This window comes from Alcanivorax sp. 97CO-5, from assembly GCF_000524665.1.
GTDB lineage: Bacteria > Pseudomonadota > Gammaproteobacteria > Pseudomonadales > Alcanivoracaceae > Alcanivorax > Alcanivorax borkumensis.
In genome coordinates this window covers 82,501-99,194 of the sequence record NZ_KI965878.1, presented here as the reverse complement: position 1 = coordinate 99,194, position 16,694 = coordinate 82,501, and the positions used below count along the sequence as shown (strand labels likewise).

The following is a 16,694-nucleotide window of genomic DNA, read 5'->3' as shown; positions in this document are numbered from 1 at the left end:
CCGTCAGCCACTAGGCGCTGGACTGCAATTTTTATGAGAGGCACGCGCGTAGAAATTCGTCTCGCCGCGCTCAGGAACAACGCACTCCGCGCAGCGGAGTTGGCCGGTGATGCTCAAGTGTTTGCTATGGTTAAGGCTAATGGTTACGGCCATGGGCTGTTGCTGGCGGCAGAGACCATGCTCGATAGCGTGTCGGGTTTGGGCGTGGCAGTGCTGGACGAGGCGCGGACGCTGCGTGAGCATGGTATAGCCTTGCCAATATTGGTTGCCGAAGGGTTCTTCGATGCGGAAGAGCTAGAGGCAGCGGCGCGACTCTCGCTTGAGGTGGTGGTGCATTCCTTATGGCAAGTGGAGTTGCTGCTGGCGAACCCGTGCCCGGTACGTATTTGGTTGAAAGTGAATACGGGGATGAATCGTCTGGGTTTGCGCCCGAATGAAGCTTTGAGCGCGGCTGCACGGTTAAGCCAAGCAGGTAACGCTCCGGTCGGCGTGATGAGCCATTTTGCGTGTGCGGATATGGATGAGGATATCCATTCCGAAAAACAGCTACTGCTGGCGAGAAGTGTAGCAGAGCAATTGCAGCTGCCGCTGTCTGCTTCAAACTCTGCTGCTTTACTGCGTTACCCTCGTGCCCATGCCCAGCGAGTGCGGCCGGGGATCATGTTGTATGGCTCATCGCCGTTTAACTGGCAGACTGCTGCGGAACTTGGTCTGCAAGTCAGCCACCGCTTCAGTGCACGCTTGATCGCCATTAATGCTGTTGAGGCTGGTGAAAGCGTGGGTTATGGCGCTACCTGGACTGCCTCAGATCCACGACAAATCGGGGTGGTGGCAGTGGGCTATGGCGATGGCTACCCACGCCACGCGCCCAGCGGGACGCCGGTAGCGGTGAACGGGGTCGTTACGACGCTGGTGGGGCGAGTTTCCATGGATATGATCACCATCGATGTGACCGGCTTGAGTGCCAGCGTGGGGGATGAGGTGGAGTTGTGGGGTGACGTGGTCGATGTGGATGACGTGGCCCGTGCCTGTGGGACAATCAGCTATGAGCTGTTCTGCCAGATCACGCAAAGACCGGAACGCACTATCGTCTGATCCGAAGGTCAGTTTAGGCGTCCCGCTTGAGGCGAGAACATCAAGTGCGAATTCATCACAGAGCGTGCTGAACGCTCAGAGTAAACCATTTTATCCTCAGCGTTTTTACGTACTTTGTGTAGAAAAGATTGGCTCCCTTCAGGCCCGAATTCGCACCTCAAGCGGCGTTATTCGCTGCGCTCACCCCTTTGGGGCCGCACTCCGTGCGTTACTCCGCTGCGCTACGTTCCTGCAGCGGCTTTGTAGATAGCAATACACAAGAAGGATTTGTTTGTGGCCAAGAAAAAGATCGCGTTTGTATGCACGGATTGCGGAGCGGATTTTCCCAAATGGCAGGGTCAGTGTCCGGCCTGTAATGCCTGGAATACCTTGCAAGAGTTTGTCCACGATCCGGCTACCCCATCATCAAAAGGGGCGGGCAGCCGGGGCGGCTTTTCCGGCCAGCTGTCAGAAGTGCAAAATCTCAATGATATTGTGCTCGAAGAAACCCCGCGCATCAGTTCCGGCATGGGCGAGCTGGATCGAGTGCTGGGTGGCGGGTTGGTGCCTGGTTCGGCCATTCTGATTGGTGGGCACCCCGGTGCGGGGAAATCTACCTTGCTACTACAAACGCTGTGTAGGCTCTCTGACTCCCAAAGCTGTTTGTATATCACCGGCGAAGAATCCTTGTCGCAAGTGGCTATGCGTGCTGACCGCCTGAAGCTACCCAAGGAAAAACTGCGACTGGCGGCGGAGACTGACGTGGAGCAGATTCTCGAATTGGCCCGCAAGGAGATGCCGAAGGTGTTGGTGGTGGATTCTATCCAGGTCATGTTTCTGGCGGCGTTGCAGTCGGCGCCGGGCAGTGTGGCTCAGGTTCGTGAATGTGCTGCCGCTCTGACTCGCTTTGCCAAGCAGACGGGAACAGTGCTGCTGCTGGTGGGCCATGTAACCAAGGATGGCACCCTGGCGGGGCCGAAGGTATTGGAGCACATGATTGATTGTTCCCTGATGCTGGAAGGATCTACGGATTCGCGCTTTCGTACCCTGCGTGGCCTCAAGAATCGTTTTGGGGCGGTGAACGAGCTGGGCGTATTTGCCATGACCGGCGAGGGGCTGAAGGAAGTAAAAAATCCTTCCGCCATTTTCCTTAACCGGGCCGAGGAGATCGCTTCCGGTTCTCTGGTAACGGTGGTCTGGGAAGGAACCCGTCCGCTGCTGGTGGAGCTGCAGGCACTGGTGGACGCCTCCCACTTCGGTAACCCTCGGCGTATCTGTGTGGGGTTGGAGGGGAATCGGTTGGCCATGTTGCTGGCGGTACTGCATCGCCATGGTGGCATTCAGGTAGGCGATCAGGATGTGTTCATGAATGTGGTGGGTGGTGTGAAGGTTACCGAAACGGCTGCAGACTTGGCCCAATTGCTGGCTATTGTGTCCAGCTTCCGTGACCGGGCGCTGGAGCGCGAGCTGGTGGTGTTTGGTGAGGTGGGCTTGTCCGGGGAAATTCGGCCGGTTCCTCAAGGGCAGGAACGGCTTTATGAAGCAGTAAAACACGGCTTTAAAAAAGCCATTGTGCCGAAAGCCAACTTGCCTAGAAAGCTGCCAGACGGGGTGGACATTATCGGCGTCAGTAACGTGGCTGAGGCGCTGGAATACTTATAATTGGTTGAGAGTGGAAGAGTTAACCGCTCGCGGATCGAATTTTTATTTTAAAGGGTGGAGCCACGTCGAGAGGCTGAGCGCAGCTCGCGCTGCCGCTCTATGTTCGAGCCGCTGTGCACCGTTAAAAGATAGGCCCGTGCCTCGCAAGGGGCGGGTGAGGATTTCGTGGTAGGCGTCCTCCATGCCGTTTTCCTCTTGGTAGGGTGTGTTTACCGGTCGTTCAATGACCAGTTGTAGGGTAAAAACCGCACCTTGATACTGCCCTCGCCCAGTGCCGTTTTGCGGTTGTCGGGTATGTCTAAAATATTGGCATACCGCTGGAGGTAAAGGGGTAAGCTGCCGGCGCTTTCTGCAAAATCCTCTTGGTACCAGTCAAATATTTTCGAAACTTCCAGGGTGTCTGTTTCGCTATTGTAGCGGTTGCGTTCACGATCACGGAGAAAACGCTGGGTGCTATCGACCAACTGTTGCTCAAGCTGGTCGCCGACAAAGGCTTCCGGGCGCAACGCAGGGCAACCGATGGAGGCGCAATTGACCGCAAAGTGAATGCGGGGGTCTTTGAGGTTTGGGTTGCCGCGGATAAGTGTGTGCTCTACTTCATCAAGGGTTCTTTTTTGCCCGAGCAGGGTAAAAAAGCGCTGGTCCCAAGGGCCGGAGAAAAAGGTGCCAATATCGCGGATAGAATCAGGGCGCCCGGGTTCTCGCAGAATTAACTCAATGGTGTACGCGTTGTAGGCGTTGATCAGGAAGGCGAGTTGCTGGTCGTTGCTAAACTGAGAGAACGCGTCGGCAGACACTGCGGAGAGGCTGTTGAGATATTTCTTAAGAGCCGCTCGTTCCGCTGCTATACCCTCGTAATTTACTGCGCTGGCGACACCGTTTCGTTGCCAGCTGACGTGCTTTTTCAGCAGGGCGTCCCAGCCACTGTGATCAAACGCCAGTAATGGGCTACTAAGCAATAACAACAAGGATATTAGCAAGCGCATAAACATAGTTACTCCTACTGGTTTTTGCCATGCAAGTGCGGTCTGCCAAAGCATGAAAGGTGTTCTTCAGAGACCGCTTATCGTCGCACGTTATGAATCCGTTCTACCCAACGTAACAGTCCTTCAGGCTTGCGTGCTTTTTTCCATTCTCCGGCGGCAAACTTGTTAGCCTCGGCCATGGTCGGGTAAATGTGGATGGTGCCGAGGATCTTGTTCAGGCCTAGCCCGTGTTTCATGGCCAGCACATATTCGCTGATCAATTCACCCGCATGCTGGCAAACGATGGTGACACCCAAGATTTTGTCGCTGCCTTTGGCAGTGAGGACTTTTACATAGCCAAGGTCCGCACTGTCGGCAATAGCTCGGTCCAGATCATCAATCCCGTAACGAGTGATGTCGTATTCGATGCCTTGTTCGTCAGCTTCTTGCTCGTTGACGCCCACGCGCGCCACTTCCGGGTCGGTAAAGGTGCACCAGGGGATCACCCGGTAATCCACCTTGAAACTTTTCAGGAAACCAAACAGGGCATTGACGCTGGCATACCAGGCTTGGTGGGCGGCGGTATGGGTGAACTGGTACGGGCCGGCCACATCGCCACAGGCATAGATGTTGGGGTAGCGGCTTTGTAGGCGATCATTGGTCTGAATGGTGCCATTGGTCTCGGTGGGCAATTGCAGGGCATCCAGGCCTAGGCCATCAGTGTTGGCCTTGCGACCCACGGCCACTAGCACCTGGTCAAAAGGCAGGGCAGTTTCTTTGCCATCGTGTTCAACCAATAATACTTTCTCGCTGTTCTCTTCGCTGAACCGAACGGCTTTGTGATTAGTAAGTACGTGTACGCCGCTTTCCTTTAGTGAGCGGGTGACAATCTCGCTGGCTTCCGCATCTTCACGAATCATCAGTCGGGGTAGCATTTCGATTTGGGTGACTTCGCTGCCCAGGCGGGCAAAGGTCTGGGCTAGCTCACAACCGATCGGGCCGCCACCCAGTACCAGTAGTCGTTTGGGTTGTTCTTCAATCTGCCAAAGGTTGTCGGAGGTGAGGATATCGATGTCTTCGATGCCCGGAATCGGTGGCACAAAGGGGCGGGCGCCGGAGGCAATAATAATGCTGCGGGCGGTGAGGGTTTCCACGTGATCGCCGTTGCGGATTTCCACTTCCCAGGGCGAGAGGAAGCGCGCTTCGCCTTGACGGCAGTCCACCCCTAGTTCGCTATAACGCTCCACGGAATCATGGGGTTCAATTTTCTCGATCACCTGTTGGACCCGCTCCATCATGCTGGAGAAGCGGAAGCGGCTATTGATAGCCTCGAAGCCGTACTTTTCGGCCTGCTTGTCATTGAACGCAACACGGGCGCTTTTGATTAATGCCTTAGAGGGTACGCATCCAGTGTTCAGGCAGTCGCCCCCCATTTTGTGTTTTTCGATCAGGGTCACTTTCGCTTTCACGGTGGCGGCAATGTAGGCGCTTACTAGGCCTGCGGCCCCTGCTCCGATAACGATCAGGTTGCGGTCGAATTGTTTCGGTTTATTCCAGCCTTTATAGACTTTGCGTGCTTGCACGCGAGCCATGATGCCCTTGGCGATCCAGGGGAATATGCCGAGCAACACAAAGGCGCCGATGAGTTCTACAGACAGCAGTCCTTTAAGACTGTCAATTTGGCCGAGCTGGGTTCCGGCGTTTACATAGACGGCCGTGCCCGCCAGCATGCCGACTTGGCTGACCCAGTAGAAGGTGCGTGCTTTGATGGGCGTTAACCCCATTAACAAGTTAATGATAAAAAACGGCACCACCGGCACCAAACGCAGAGTGAAAAGATAAAATGCGCCTTCTTTCTTAACCCCTTCGTTGAGTTTTTTCAGCCGTTCGCCGAAGCGGCTCTGAACCGCATCATGGAATAAAAAGCGCGATGCTAAGAACGCCAAGGTCGCGCCGGCAGAGGAGGCAAATGAAACCATCACCAGAGCGATCCAGAAACCGAACAGCGCCCCGGCTGCCAGGGTCATGATGGCAGCGCCGGGTAGGCTCAATGCGGTGACCAGCACATATAGCCCGAAGAAGCCGCCGAGAATGAGCGCGGGATTATCATGATAGAGAGCATCAAAGGCACTTTGCTGCTGCTTGATATAATCCAGGCTGAAATATTGGCCGAGATCAAAAACAAAGTAGCAGGCAATCAGCGCGGCTAGGGCAGTGAAGAGGAGGCCTTTTTTGATACTCATGTCAGGTCCTGTTAGTGGTGCGTATAAGAGTAAGCATGACGGTTTGATGGTTTTTCTGGCTGGATGTTACAACCATGAAGAGACCTGTGACTTAGCAACAGGCCTCTGCTCCTGCGTTGCTGGTTTGCAAAAAAGGAACATCCAATCCGCAGCCTGCAAAGATGCCGTAATGGGTTTCGAAGTTACCGATAAATTCGAAGTGGTCAGCGAAACGGCTTTTTTCCAGCATGAGCCACGTGTTGCCGCAAACGGGGAAGACTTTTCCCGCTTCAATAGCGTGGTGATCATCCAGGGTGAACGTATCGCGGCTATTTGGGAGTGTGCCTTTATAGATTACCGCCTGGCCATAATCCTCACAGGCTGGCTCCAGAGTGTCGATATTGAACAGCCGATAGGTGGCCGAGTAGAAGCGGATGTTGCCTAGGGCTTTTTCGATTGCGGGGTTTTCAATGGTTAGTGGGCGGGATTCCACCAGCCGAGGATCTGCAAACCCACAGCGCTTGCTCAGGTTGATGAAGTCATTCCAGTACAAGGCTCCCGACAGGCACTCCCCATACAGGATGGGATCTTTGGCCAGGGCAGAAGGAATTCGACGATCGGCATAAACGTCAGAAAAAAAGAACTCGCCACCGGGTTTGAGTAACCGTTTTACGTCGGCGATGACCTTGGCCTTGTTGGTGCTCAGGTTGATCACGCAGTTGGAAATAACAATGTCGAAATAGCCGTCCTGTAAATCCAGTTTGTCGAGCTCTTCGATGTAGCCTTTTAGGAAGCGTACATTACTTTTGCTATGACCAAAGGCCTCGCGGTGATAGTCCAGATGACGGTTGGCGACAGCCAACTGCTCATCGGTCATGTCCACCCCGATCACTTCTCCTTCTTCGCCGACCAGTGCAGAGAGTAGGTAGACATCGCGGCCTGAGCCGGAGCCCAGATCCAAAATTCGCATGCCTTCCAGTTGCTCAGGGGCAACCAGGCCGCAGCCATAGTAGCGGCTAATCACTTCGTCATGGAGTTGCGCCAGCAGGGGTTTCAGGTATTCCGGTGGCGCCTGATCGCAGCAGGCATTGGTTTGCAGGTCGGCACTGGAGTGCAGTTGTTTACCGTAATAATTCTGCACGTCTTCATGCATTGCAGACTCTCCTCAAGATCGTTGTCCGGGTAGGGCTATTAGGATGCAGTAAACGGCCACAGGTTACAGTGCTGGTGAAATGTTTAATGACCCAGTAAGTCAATACCCTTGCGCTTGAAGGGCATCGCTGTTCAGTGTCGCATCAAGGTCAGGCGGATAGCGTGAAGGCGACGGCATGACGCAATATACGGTGAGTTGAGACGGTACGTTGAGGTATCAGGCGTGGCCACTTGCGGCTGATGTAGGCTGCCCCTTCCTGAGAAGGGGGCAATCGTTATCGGCGGCTGTCGATGCTGAGCAGCGTGTCCTGATCACGGAGTAAATACAAGGCGATACAGGCGGCCAGCATCGGCCAGGCGGCAAAAAACAACAGGTGGTTGAATGGATCAAGATATTGTTGCCAAGAGGATAGGGTGGAGCCGGCGTGCATCAGCAAGATAGCACCATAGCTGTAACGGCGCAGGGCGCCAGCGACGAAAGCCAGAATGACGATCAATTGCAGGCAGGCCAATACCGTAAGGATGCTGCCATCGAGCCCTTCTAGGCCATAAAACTTGGCAAACACCTTGCCGGTATGGGCGGGATTGATGAATTTGTCCAGGGTCCACATCAACATGACGATGAAGACGCCGAGCCTTAACAATAACAGTGAGAGCGCAAGTTTTCTTTCCATGATCTGCCTAAAGGGTGGGAAATGAATAACAGGGATGCGGTAACGCAGGCATTGTTACACGCGACGTCTTGCCTGAGGCATTTCAACCGTGAGCTAAGGATCTCTCGAGGTGTCGAGCTTTTCCAAGATGTCCCGGGTCTGGGCATCATCCAACCTATCCGTTTCGCGAGGGAGAGTGTTCACCAGCACGCGTAGCTGGCGCACATAGCGGCGACAGTGGTGGCACATCAGCAGGTGCATACGCAACGCGATGCGCTCACGCATGGTCAGGGAGGTGCCGTCTACGAGGGCATCCGCTTTTGCGACGACGTCTTTGCATTTCAACATTCGCCTGTCTCCTGAAAGTGGTCCACCAATTCAAACAATCGTGCTCGGGCACGGTGTAACAGCACTCGAACGTTCGATGCGCTAACGTCTAGCATGTTACAGATATCGTCGAAATCCATGCCTTGCAGGTCCCGCAGCTCCAATACCAGACGCTGATTGTCTGGCATTTTCCCTAAGGTTTTTTCCATGCAATGGCGCAGCTCGTCTCGGGTTAGCAGGGCATCGGGCCCATTTAGGTCCCAGTGTTGTGGCGGATGGTCCCAGTGTCCGTCGTCGCGAAAACGGTGGTCTAAAGGCGCCCGCTCATCGATGGGATTAAATTGGATTTCCCGCCCGCCCTTGCGCAGCATCATACGTGCTTGGTTGATCACAATGCGGGTAAGCCAGGTGCGCAGCAGGCTGCGCCCTTCGAATTTGGCGATGGCCCGGTATGCGGCTATCCAAGCATCCTGTACGGCCTCTTCTGCATCCGCAGCCGACAACAGGGTGCGTGCGGTGGCCAGCAACATGTTGTGATGGGTTTTAACCACTTGGCCAAAAGCTACTCGGTCTCCCTGGCGCAGACGTTCAATGAATTCCGGGCTTTCCAGGGTTGGGTCCAAGGTGTTAGGCCTCCGGTGTGAGTAGGGAGGCGGGGTCATCTTCGCCGTCGTCGCCTTGATGGAGCATGACAATGCGGCGCAAGTGCTGCACGTCATCGATTGATGGCCGGTCGAACATGATCCCGATGTCCCGGCCCGCTAAACGTTTCACTTTTGCGGGGAGGGTCAGCGTGACATCGGAATCATCCAGGGTAATGCTCAGGGTGACTGAGGACGAGTCGGGTAGCGCCAGCGATGTGCTGCTGTTGAGGCGCGCGCCTATGATTGAAATGTCGTCCAGTGACACCGGGTGGCTATCCTGCTGGAAAGTCAGGGTGGCTTCTGCGTCGAAGTCCACCCGGTTGGCCCGTCGTCTTTCGTTCATGTTGTCACCCCTGTTGCGCCCCGATACCGGCATGCCTTTCCCCGGTATTGTGGCGTGCGAATCAGACTTCGATTCGCTTGTACTTCATCCGCTTGGGTTGCAGGGCTGCATCACCGAACTGCTTGCGCTTGTATTCTTCATACTCGGTGTAAGAGCCCTCGAACCACTCTACCCGGGCATCGCCCTCGAAGGAGAGGATGTGGGTGGCGACTCGATCCAGAAACCAGCGATCGTGGGAAATGACGATGGCGCAGCCAGGGAAGGCCAGCAGAGCTTCTTCCAGTGCCCGCAGGGTTTCCACGTCCAGGTCGTTGGTCGGCTCATCGAGCAGCAATACGTTGGCGCCCTGTTTAAGTAATTTCGCGAGGTGCAGACGGTTACGTTCACCACCGGAGAGGTCGCCGACACGCTTCTGTTGATCGCCACCTTTGAAATTGAACCGGCCCAAGTAGGCGCGGCTGGGCACTTCATAATTACCTATGCGCAGGATGTCATTGCCGTCGGAGACTTCTTCCCAGACGCTCTTGTTGCTATCCAGGTCTTCGCGGCTCTGGTCCACGTAGGCCATCTGTACGGTGTCGCCGGTGATGATTTCACCGCTGTCCGGGGTTTCCTGGCCTGCCAACATGCGGAATAGGGTGGTTTTACCCGCACCGTTGGGGCCGATAATACCAACGATGGCCCCGCGAGGAATTTGGAAGTCCAAGTCTTCGTATAGCAGCTTGTGGTCGAACTGCTTGGCCACGTTTTTGATTTCGAAAACCTGTTCGCCCAAGCGCTCGCCCGGCGGAATATAAAGCTCTTGGGTTTCGTTGCGCTTCTGGAATTCCTGGCTGGCCAGTTCTTCAAAGGCGGAGACACGGGCCTTGTTCTTGGCGCGGCGGCCTTTCGGGTTCTGACGTACCCATTCCAGTTCCTTTTCCACTGTTTTACGGTGGGCCGATTCGCTTTTCGCTTCCTGCTCCAGGCGCTGTTCTTTCTGTTCCAGCCAAGAGGAGTAGTTGCCTTGCCAAGGAATGCCTTCGCCGCGATCCAGTTCCAGAATCCACTCGCAGGAATTATCGAGGAAGTAGCGATCGTGGGTTACCGCCACCACGGTGCCGGGGAATTCGTGCAGGAAACGCTCCAGCCAGGCCACGGATTCCGCATCCAGGTGGTTAGTGGGCTCATCGAGCAACAGCATATCTGGTGCGCTCATCACTAGCCGGCACAACGCCACTCGGCGGCGTTCGCCACCGGACAGGGTTTGCACGCTGGCATCCCAGGGCGGCAGGCGCAGGGCGTCGGCGGCGATCTCCAGCTTGCGCTCCAAGTTATGGGCGTCGCTGGCTTCGATGATGTCTTCCAGCTTGGCCTGCTCGGCGGCCAGTTTGTCGAAATCCGCATCTTCGGCGGCATAGGCTTCGTAGACTTCTTCTAGGCGCTGCTGGGCGTCACGAATATCGGCCACGGCTTCTTCCACGATTTCGCGGACATTTTTTTCCGGGTCCAGCTCAGGCTCCTGGGGCAGGTAGCCGATGTTGGTACCCGGCTGCGGCCGCGCCTCACCCAGGTAATCCTGGTCAACGCCGGCCATGATGCGCAGCAGCGTGGACTTACCGGAGCCGTTCAGGCCCAGCACGCCGATTTTGGCGCCGGGGAAAAACGACAGGGAGATGTTCTTCAGGATGTGCTTCTTGGGCGGGACAACTTTGCCCACCTTGTCCATGGTGAAGATGTACTGGCTCATAAACTCCGACCGCAGTCTGTATCAATGTGCGAGGCTCGATGCAGGTTGGCTGCAGGCCCCGGCAGGGGTTCTTGGATTGGCGCCTAAGCTAACGGAAAGCGGCCGGGAGTGAAAGTGCATGGTCTGGGTTGATGCCAGAAAAGCAGGTGCGTTGAGCTATGAGATGACCGGCCGGTTTCCATGAGCGGACTTCAAGTGCCAAAGCGGCTAGATTTGGGTAGAATACGCGCCCCTGAATCCACCACTGACTCCGTAGGGTAGCCCATGTTCCCGAAATCCATGTCCATCGCCGAGTTTGACCCGGAAATCAAGGCCGCTATTGAGGCCGAAGAAGTCCGCCAGGAAGAGCATATCGAGCTGATCGCCTCTGAAAACTATGCCTCGCCAAGGGTTATGGAAGCCCAGGGCTCCGTACTGACCAACAAGTACGCCGAGGGCTATCCGGGCAAGCGTTATTACGGCGGTTGCGAGAATGTGGACGTGGTTGAGCAGTTGGCTATCGATCGGGCCTGTGAGCTGTTCGGCGCGGATTGGGCCAATGTGCAGCCGCATTCCGGTTCCCAGGCCAATGGCGCGGTTTACATGGCTATGCTCAAGGCGGGCGATACCGTGTTAGGCATGAGCCTGGATGCCGGTGGCCACCTGACCCACGGTGCTAAGCCGAACTTCTCCGGTAAGACCTATAACGCGGTGCAGTATGGTCTGGACAACGAAACTGGGCTGATTGATTACGATCAGGTGGCGTCTCTGGCCCGCGAGCACAAGCCGAAAATGATCGTGGCCGGCTTCTCTGCCTATTCGCAGATTGTCGACTGGCAGCGTTTCCGTGACATCGCCGACGAAGTGGGTGCGATCCTGCTGGTGGACATGGCCCACGTGGCAGGTCTGGTTGCTGCGGGTGTGTACCCGAGCCCGGTAGGCATTGCGGACATCACCACGACCACTACCCACAAGACCCTAGGCGGCCCCCGTGGCGGTCTGATCATGGGTAAGGCCAGCGAAGAGATTCAGAAGAAGATCAACTCTGCTGTGTTTCCCGGTGGCCAGGGTGGCCCGTTGGAGCACGTGATCGCCGCTAAAGCGATTTGCTTCAAAGAAGCCATGCAGGACGACTTCAAGGGCTACCAGCAGCAGGTAGTGAAGAACGCCCAGGCCATGGCCGGTGTGTTCATCGAGCGTGGCTTTGATGTGGTTTCCAATGGCACCGAGAATCACCTGTTCCTGCTTAGCTTGATCAAGCAGGACATTACCGGTAAAGATGCGGACGCCGCCTTGGGCCGCGCCAACATCACCGTGAACAAAAATGCTGTCCCCAACGATCCGCGCTCCCCGTTCGTTACCTCCGGCCTGCGTATCGGTTCCCCCTCCATCACCCGCCGTGGTTTTGATGAAGCGGATGCCAAGGCGTTGGCTGGCTGGATCTGCGACATCCTCGAGAACATGGGTGATGAAGGCGTGATTGAGCAGGTTAAAGGCAAGGTTAAAGAGATTTGTGCTCGCCTGCCGGTGTACGAGCGCTAAAAAAGCCGCAAGCAGCAATGCGGATAGATGTGCTCGTAGTTTGCCGTTTTGAGGGCCGCGACCGAATTTCGGTGGCGGCTTTCTTGTCTCTGAAATCTCGGTGTTGTGACGCTATCATTGGTAAGGTTTGTGTTTGAAGCTTGTTGCTTTCCGCTAGGCCGTTAGGAGACGTCCATGTACTGCCCGTTTTGCTCTGCTCAGGACACCAAGGTGATCGATTCCCGTCTGGTGGCGGATGGGGTGCAGATTCGTCGGCGTCGCGAGTGCTTAAGTTGTACGGAGCGCTTCACCACCTTTGAGACAGCGGAATTAGTGATGCCGCGGTTGGTGAAAACTGACGGGACCCGTCAGCCGTTCGATGAGGCCAAGCTGCGGGCGGGTATGTTACGGGCGCTGGAAAAGCGGCCGGTGAGTATGGAAGATCTGGAAGCAGCGATCAGTCGTATTTGCCATCGTCTACGGGCCACTGGAGAACGGGAGTTGCCCGCTCGGGAGCTGGGTGAGTTTGTGATGGAAGAGCTGCAGCAGCTGGATGATGTGGCTTATGTGCGCTTCGCCTCGGTGTATCGCAGTTTTCAGGATATTTCCGAGTTTTCCGCTGAAGTGGATCGCCTGAAAAAGGCGGGCGGCAAACCCGGTGACAAGCTGGGTGAGCCAAAAGAATCATGAGTTTTTCGGCTGCCGACCACCAGTACATGGCTCGAGCGTTGCAGTTGGCACGTCGTGGGCTGTATACCACGGACCCTAATCCGCGGGTAGGGTGCGTGTTGGTGCGTGATGGCGCGGTGGTTGGTGAGGGTTTTCATGCCCGCGCCGGGACTCCCCACGCCGAGCGTCATGCACTGGCACAAGCCGGTGAGCGGGCGCGGGGCGCTACTGCCTATGTGACCCTGGAGCCCTGCTCTCACACTGGGCGCACCGGCCCCTGTGCTGATGCGCTAATCGATGCCGGCGTCACGCGGGTGGTGGCTGCCATGGAAGATCCGAATCCGCTGGTGGCGGGGCAGGGTTTGCAGCGCTTGGCGGATGCGGGAATCGCCACTGCAGTCGGTTTGCTGGAAGCGGAGGCCCGAGCCCTGAATCCGGGTTTTGTTTCCCGCATGACCCGTCAGCGTCCCTATATCCGTATCAAGATTGCCGCCAGCGTGGACGGGCGCACCGCCATGGCCAATGGCGAATCCCAGTGGATTACCGGCCCAGCCGCCCGCGAAGACGTGCAGCGTCTACGCGCGCGCAGCTCTGCGGTGATAACCGGTGTGGGTACGGTGCTGGCGGATCGACCCTCTTATACAGTGAGGCCTAGACAGTGGCGCTTGGCCGAATACCGCCAGCATGCGGCTGACGACGATTGGGTGCGACAGCCTCTGCGGGTGATTCTAGATCGCACCCTACGCACGCCGCCGGATGTGCCGGTGGTCAGCGCCTTAGGGCATTGTTTGTTGGTGGCAGGGGAACAACACCCAGGACGCCAGAATGCGCTGGAGTCCGCCGGTGCGGAAGTAATGCTCTTGCCCGCCTCCGGTTCCGGGATCGACTTGCAGCAGTTGTTAATCGAATTGAACCGGCGCGAATGTAACGAAGTGCTGGTAGAATGTGGCGCCACACTGGCCGGTGCCTTTGTTCGCGAGGGTTTGTTCGACGAAATTCTTGTGTATATGGCGCCAACTCTGCTGGGTTCGTCCGCCCGGCCGTTATTGGGGTTGCCGCAACTGGCCAGCATGAGTGAGAAAGTGGCGCTGAAATGGCAGGATGTGCGCCAAGTTGGTGATGATCTGCGTCTGACGCTGGTTTCGGCCTGATCAACGACCCTCCTTTTTCCGCCCGAATTCAAGAGGTTTCCATGTTTACCGGCATTATCGAATCCATGGGCAAGGTGGCCGCGATGACCCCAAAAGGGGGCGATGTGACCTTGTTAATCAAGAGCGAAGGGCTAGATTTCGCCGATGTTAAGCTAGGCGACTCCATTGCGGTGAATGGCGTATGCCTTACTGCAACCGCCCTGCCTGGCGGCGCTTTTGAAGCAGATGTGTCTGGCGAAACCTTATCGTTGACGTCATTGGCGCAGATCAGCGTGGGTAGCACGGTGAACTTGGAAAAAGCGCTGACGCCGTCTTCCCGGCTGGGAGGACACTTGGTCAGTGGTCACGTGGATGGTCTGGGCAAAATTGTCGAGATGAAGCAGGATGCTCGCTCGGTGCGCATCGATATTGAGGCACCTGCGGAGTTGGCCAAATACATTGCCCACAAGGGCTCAATAACCGTTGATGGCATCAGCTTGACGGTGAACAGTGTGGCGGGTGCGGTGTTTTCCCTGAACATCATTCCGCACACCCAGGAGGTGACCACCATCGGCCAATGGAAGGTGGGGACGCCAGTGAACCTAGAAGTTGATATTATAGCGCGCTATCTGGAACGCCTGCTCTTGGGAGAGAAGGCCGCCGAGCCCGCTTCTGAAGGTATTTCCATGGCATTCCTAGCGGAAAATGGGTTTCTGAAAGGCAGTTAAAGGTTGAAAGTTAGAACGCAAATCAGGCGTTGAGGATGGTATTACGCGCCTTGGCCACGATTTGGGCTAAGCGCGGGCACGGCACAGGTGAAGTACTGTGCCAATCCGCGTTCCCACGTTTAATTTTTAACTTTCAACTCCAACAGCGAGTGAAGTTATGCAGCTCAATAGTATTGAAGAACTGATCGAAGATATCCGTCAGGGAAAGATGGTTATTCTGATGGACGATGAGGATCGCGAGAACGAAGGTGACCTGGTGATGGCTGCGGAACATGTGACTGCGGAAGCCATTAACTTTATGGCCAAGTATGGTCGTGGCCTGATCTGTATGCCCATGTCCCGCGAGCGGTGTGAGTTGCTGGATTTGCCCTTGATGGTGCAGAGCAATGGCAGCGGTTTTGGCACTAAATTTACCGTCTCCATCGAGGCCCGCGAAGGTGTCACCACCGGTATTTCTGCGGCCGACCGTGCCCGTACCGTGCAAGCCGCCGTCGCCCGTAATGCCCGCGCCGATGACATTGTGCAGCCGGGCCACATTTTTCCGCTGATGGCGGAGCCGGGTGGCGTACTACGCCGGGCCGGGCATACCGAGGCCTCCTGCGATCTGGCTGCACTGGCTGGCTGCGAGCCGTCCGGGGTGATTTGTGAAGTCATGAATGAAGATGGCTCCATGGCCCGCCGCGAAGACTTGGAAGTGTTTGCCGCGGAGCACGATCTGAAAATCGGGACTATTGCGGACCTGATTCAATATCGTGCCCTGAACGAACAGACCATCGAGCAGGTGTCCGATCACGAGCTAGAGACCTGGTACGGGAATTTCCGTTTGGTGGCGTTCCGCGACACCGTGGATGGGTTGACCCATGTGGCGCTGGTGAAGGGCGATATTCACGAGGATGAAGAAGTGGCAGTGCGGGTGCACCAAGTGGATCCGTTGCGTGATTTAATGAGCGCGAAAATGAATGGCCGCACCGGCTGGAACATGCACCGAGTGCTTGAAACTGTTTCCCAGTCTGATGCCGGTGTGGTGATTATTCTGGGTCAGGATTATGCCTCCAACGATATTGTGGAGCGCCTAGATGTCTTTTTCGGTGGTGCTGCAGGCAAGCCAAAGGGCGAATCCCGTGCTTACCGTAATATTGGCACCGGCTCCCAGATTCTGAAGGCGCTGGGAGTGCGCAAAATGCGCTTGCTCAGTTCTCCTATGAAATTCAATGCGTTGAGCGGTTTCGATTTGGAAATCACTGAGTATGTCGACGCGGATAGTTAAGCGAAACGCTTGATGCTTGACGCCCGACGCCTGACGCTGTCCCATTTAAGCGTTGAGTATTGGGCTTCCTGCGTCAGGCAGCTAATCGAAACCACTGGAAGTACTTGGTTAACCAAGTGCGACTAGCGATCAGGACAAAACAGATGCAAAACATTAAAACCCTTGAAGGTACCCTGAGCAACGTCGGTGGCCGTTATGGCATTGTGGTGGCTCGCTTTAATAGCTTTGTGGTGGAAGCCTTGCTGGATGGCGCTGTTGATGCGTTGGTGCGTCATGGGGTGAGCCGCGATGACATTGAAATTATTCGGGTGCCCGGTGCCTGGGAAATGCCAGTGGCAGTGAAGAAAGTGATTGAGAAGCGCAGCTACGATGCCGTGATCGCGTTGGGCGCGGTGATTCGTGGTGGTACCGCTCACTTTGAGTTCGTGGCCGGTGAAGCCGCAAAGGGTATTGCTTCGGTGCAGAACAGCACGGGCACGCCGGTGGCGTTTGGTGTGCTGACGGTAGACACCATTGAGCAAGCCATTGAGCGTTCCGGCACCAAGGCCGGTAATAAAGGGGCAGAAGCCGCCCTGTGCGCACTAGAAATGGTGTCGCTGTTTAACGCCCTATAATGCCAGGGGCGCAGC

16 protein-coding genes are annotated in these 16,694 nt (G+C 56.0%); 8 read left to right on the top strand and 8 right to left on the bottom strand.

Annotated features, from left to right (window positions below; translation table 11 throughout):
- Positions 1-33 precede the first annotated feature (33 nt).
- Both alr and radA read left to right on the top strand, forming a co-directional pair.
- Positions 34-1,095, top strand: coding sequence for an alanine racemase (alr, locus tag Y017_RS03155; RefSeq protein WP_035458872.1), 1,062 nt, complete (start codon positions 34-36; stop codon positions 1,093-1,095).
- A 273-nt stretch (positions 1,096-1,368) separates the two neighbouring features.
- On the top strand, positions 1,369-2,736 hold the full coding sequence (radA, locus tag Y017_RS03150) for a DNA repair protein RadA (protein ID WP_035458870.1): 1,368 nt from the start codon (positions 1,369-1,371) through the stop codon (positions 2,734-2,736).
- A gap of 209 nt (positions 2,737-2,945) precedes the next feature.
- Here radA and Y017_RS03145 read toward each other — a convergent pair whose 3' ends face one another.
- The 8 genes from Y017_RS03145 to ettA form a co-directional block, all read right to left on the bottom strand.
- Positions 2,946-3,728, bottom strand: coding sequence for a DUF547 domain-containing protein (locus Y017_RS03145; protein WP_035458868.1), 783 nt, complete (start codon positions 3,726-3,728; stop codon positions 2,946-2,948).
- Positions 3,729-3,799: 71 nt separating this feature from the next.
- Positions 3,800-5,944, bottom strand: coding sequence for an FAD-dependent oxidoreductase (locus Y017_RS03140; protein WP_035458866.1), 2,145 nt, complete (start codon positions 5,942-5,944; stop codon positions 3,800-3,802).
- A 91-nt stretch (positions 5,945-6,035) separates the two neighbouring features.
- Positions 6,036-7,076: a methyltransferase domain-containing protein gene (locus Y017_RS03135; RefSeq protein ID WP_011589460.1), complete on the bottom strand. Its 1,041-nt coding sequence runs from the start codon at positions 7,074-7,076 to the stop codon at positions 6,036-6,038.
- Positions 7,077-7,350: 274 nt separating this feature from the next.
- On the bottom strand, positions 7,351-7,749 hold the full coding sequence (locus Y017_RS03130; RefSeq protein WP_035458864.1) for a hypothetical protein: 399 nt from the start codon (positions 7,747-7,749) through the stop codon (positions 7,351-7,353).
- A gap of 93 nt (positions 7,750-7,842) precedes the next feature.
- Complete coding sequence (locus Y017_RS03125; RefSeq protein WP_035458862.1) at positions 7,843-8,076, bottom strand: zf-HC2 domain-containing protein; 234 nt, start codon at positions 8,074-8,076, stop codon at positions 7,843-7,845.
- Positions 8,070-8,678 (bottom strand): RNA polymerase sigma factor, encoded by a 609-nt coding sequence (locus tag Y017_RS03120; protein ID WP_011589457.1) that lies wholly within the window; start codon positions 8,676-8,678, stop codon positions 8,070-8,072. Before Y017_RS03120 ends, Y017_RS03125 begins: the two co-directional genes overlap by 7 nt.
- Positions 8,679-8,682: 4 nt before the next feature.
- Entirely contained in the window at positions 8,683-9,042 is a 360-nt protein-coding gene (locus Y017_RS03115) for a PilZ domain-containing protein (protein ID WP_035458860.1), read from the bottom strand.
- Between the two features lie 61 nt (positions 9,043-9,103).
- Entirely contained in the window at positions 9,104-10,771 is a 1,668-nt protein-coding gene (ettA, locus tag Y017_RS03110) for an energy-dependent translational throttle protein EttA (protein WP_011589455.1), read from the bottom strand.
- A gap of 264 nt (positions 10,772-11,035) precedes the next feature.
- Here ettA and glyA point away from each other — a divergent pair, with 264 nt between their 5' ends.
- The 6 genes from glyA to ribE all read left to right on the top strand — a co-directional run bounded on the left by glyA (position 11,036) and on the right by ribE (position 16,679).
- Complete coding sequence (glyA, locus tag Y017_RS03105) at positions 11,036-12,292, top strand: serine hydroxymethyltransferase (RefSeq protein WP_011589454.1); 1,257 nt, start codon at positions 11,036-11,038, stop codon at positions 12,290-12,292.
- 174 nt (positions 12,293-12,466) lie between these two features.
- Positions 12,467-12,961, top strand: a complete 495-nt coding sequence (gene nrdR / locus Y017_RS03100) for a transcriptional regulator NrdR (RefSeq protein WP_011589453.1) — start codon at positions 12,467-12,469, stop codon at positions 12,959-12,961.
- Positions 12,958-14,091: a bifunctional diaminohydroxyphosphoribosylaminopyrimidine deaminase/5-amino-6-(5-phosphoribosylamino)uracil reductase RibD gene (gene ribD / locus Y017_RS03095; protein WP_011589452.1), complete on the top strand. Its 1,134-nt coding sequence runs from the start codon at positions 12,958-12,960 to the stop codon at positions 14,089-14,091. Before nrdR ends, ribD begins: the two co-directional genes overlap by 4 nt.
- A 41-nt stretch (positions 14,092-14,132) precedes the next feature.
- Positions 14,133-14,798, top strand: coding sequence for a riboflavin synthase (locus Y017_RS03090; protein WP_011589451.1), 666 nt, complete (start codon positions 14,133-14,135; stop codon positions 14,796-14,798).
- A 157-nt stretch (positions 14,799-14,955) separates the two neighbouring features.
- Positions 14,956-16,065 (top strand): bifunctional 3,4-dihydroxy-2-butanone-4-phosphate synthase/GTP cyclohydrolase II, encoded by a 1,110-nt coding sequence (gene ribBA, locus Y017_RS03085; RefSeq protein WP_011589450.1) that lies wholly within the window; start codon positions 14,956-14,958, stop codon positions 16,063-16,065.
- 143 nt (positions 16,066-16,208) lie between these two features.
- Positions 16,209-16,679, top strand: a complete 471-nt coding sequence (gene ribE / locus Y017_RS03080) for a 6,7-dimethyl-8-ribityllumazine synthase (RefSeq protein WP_011589449.1) — start codon at positions 16,209-16,211, stop codon at positions 16,677-16,679.
- The last annotated feature ends 15 nt before the right edge of the window (positions 16,680-16,694 follow it).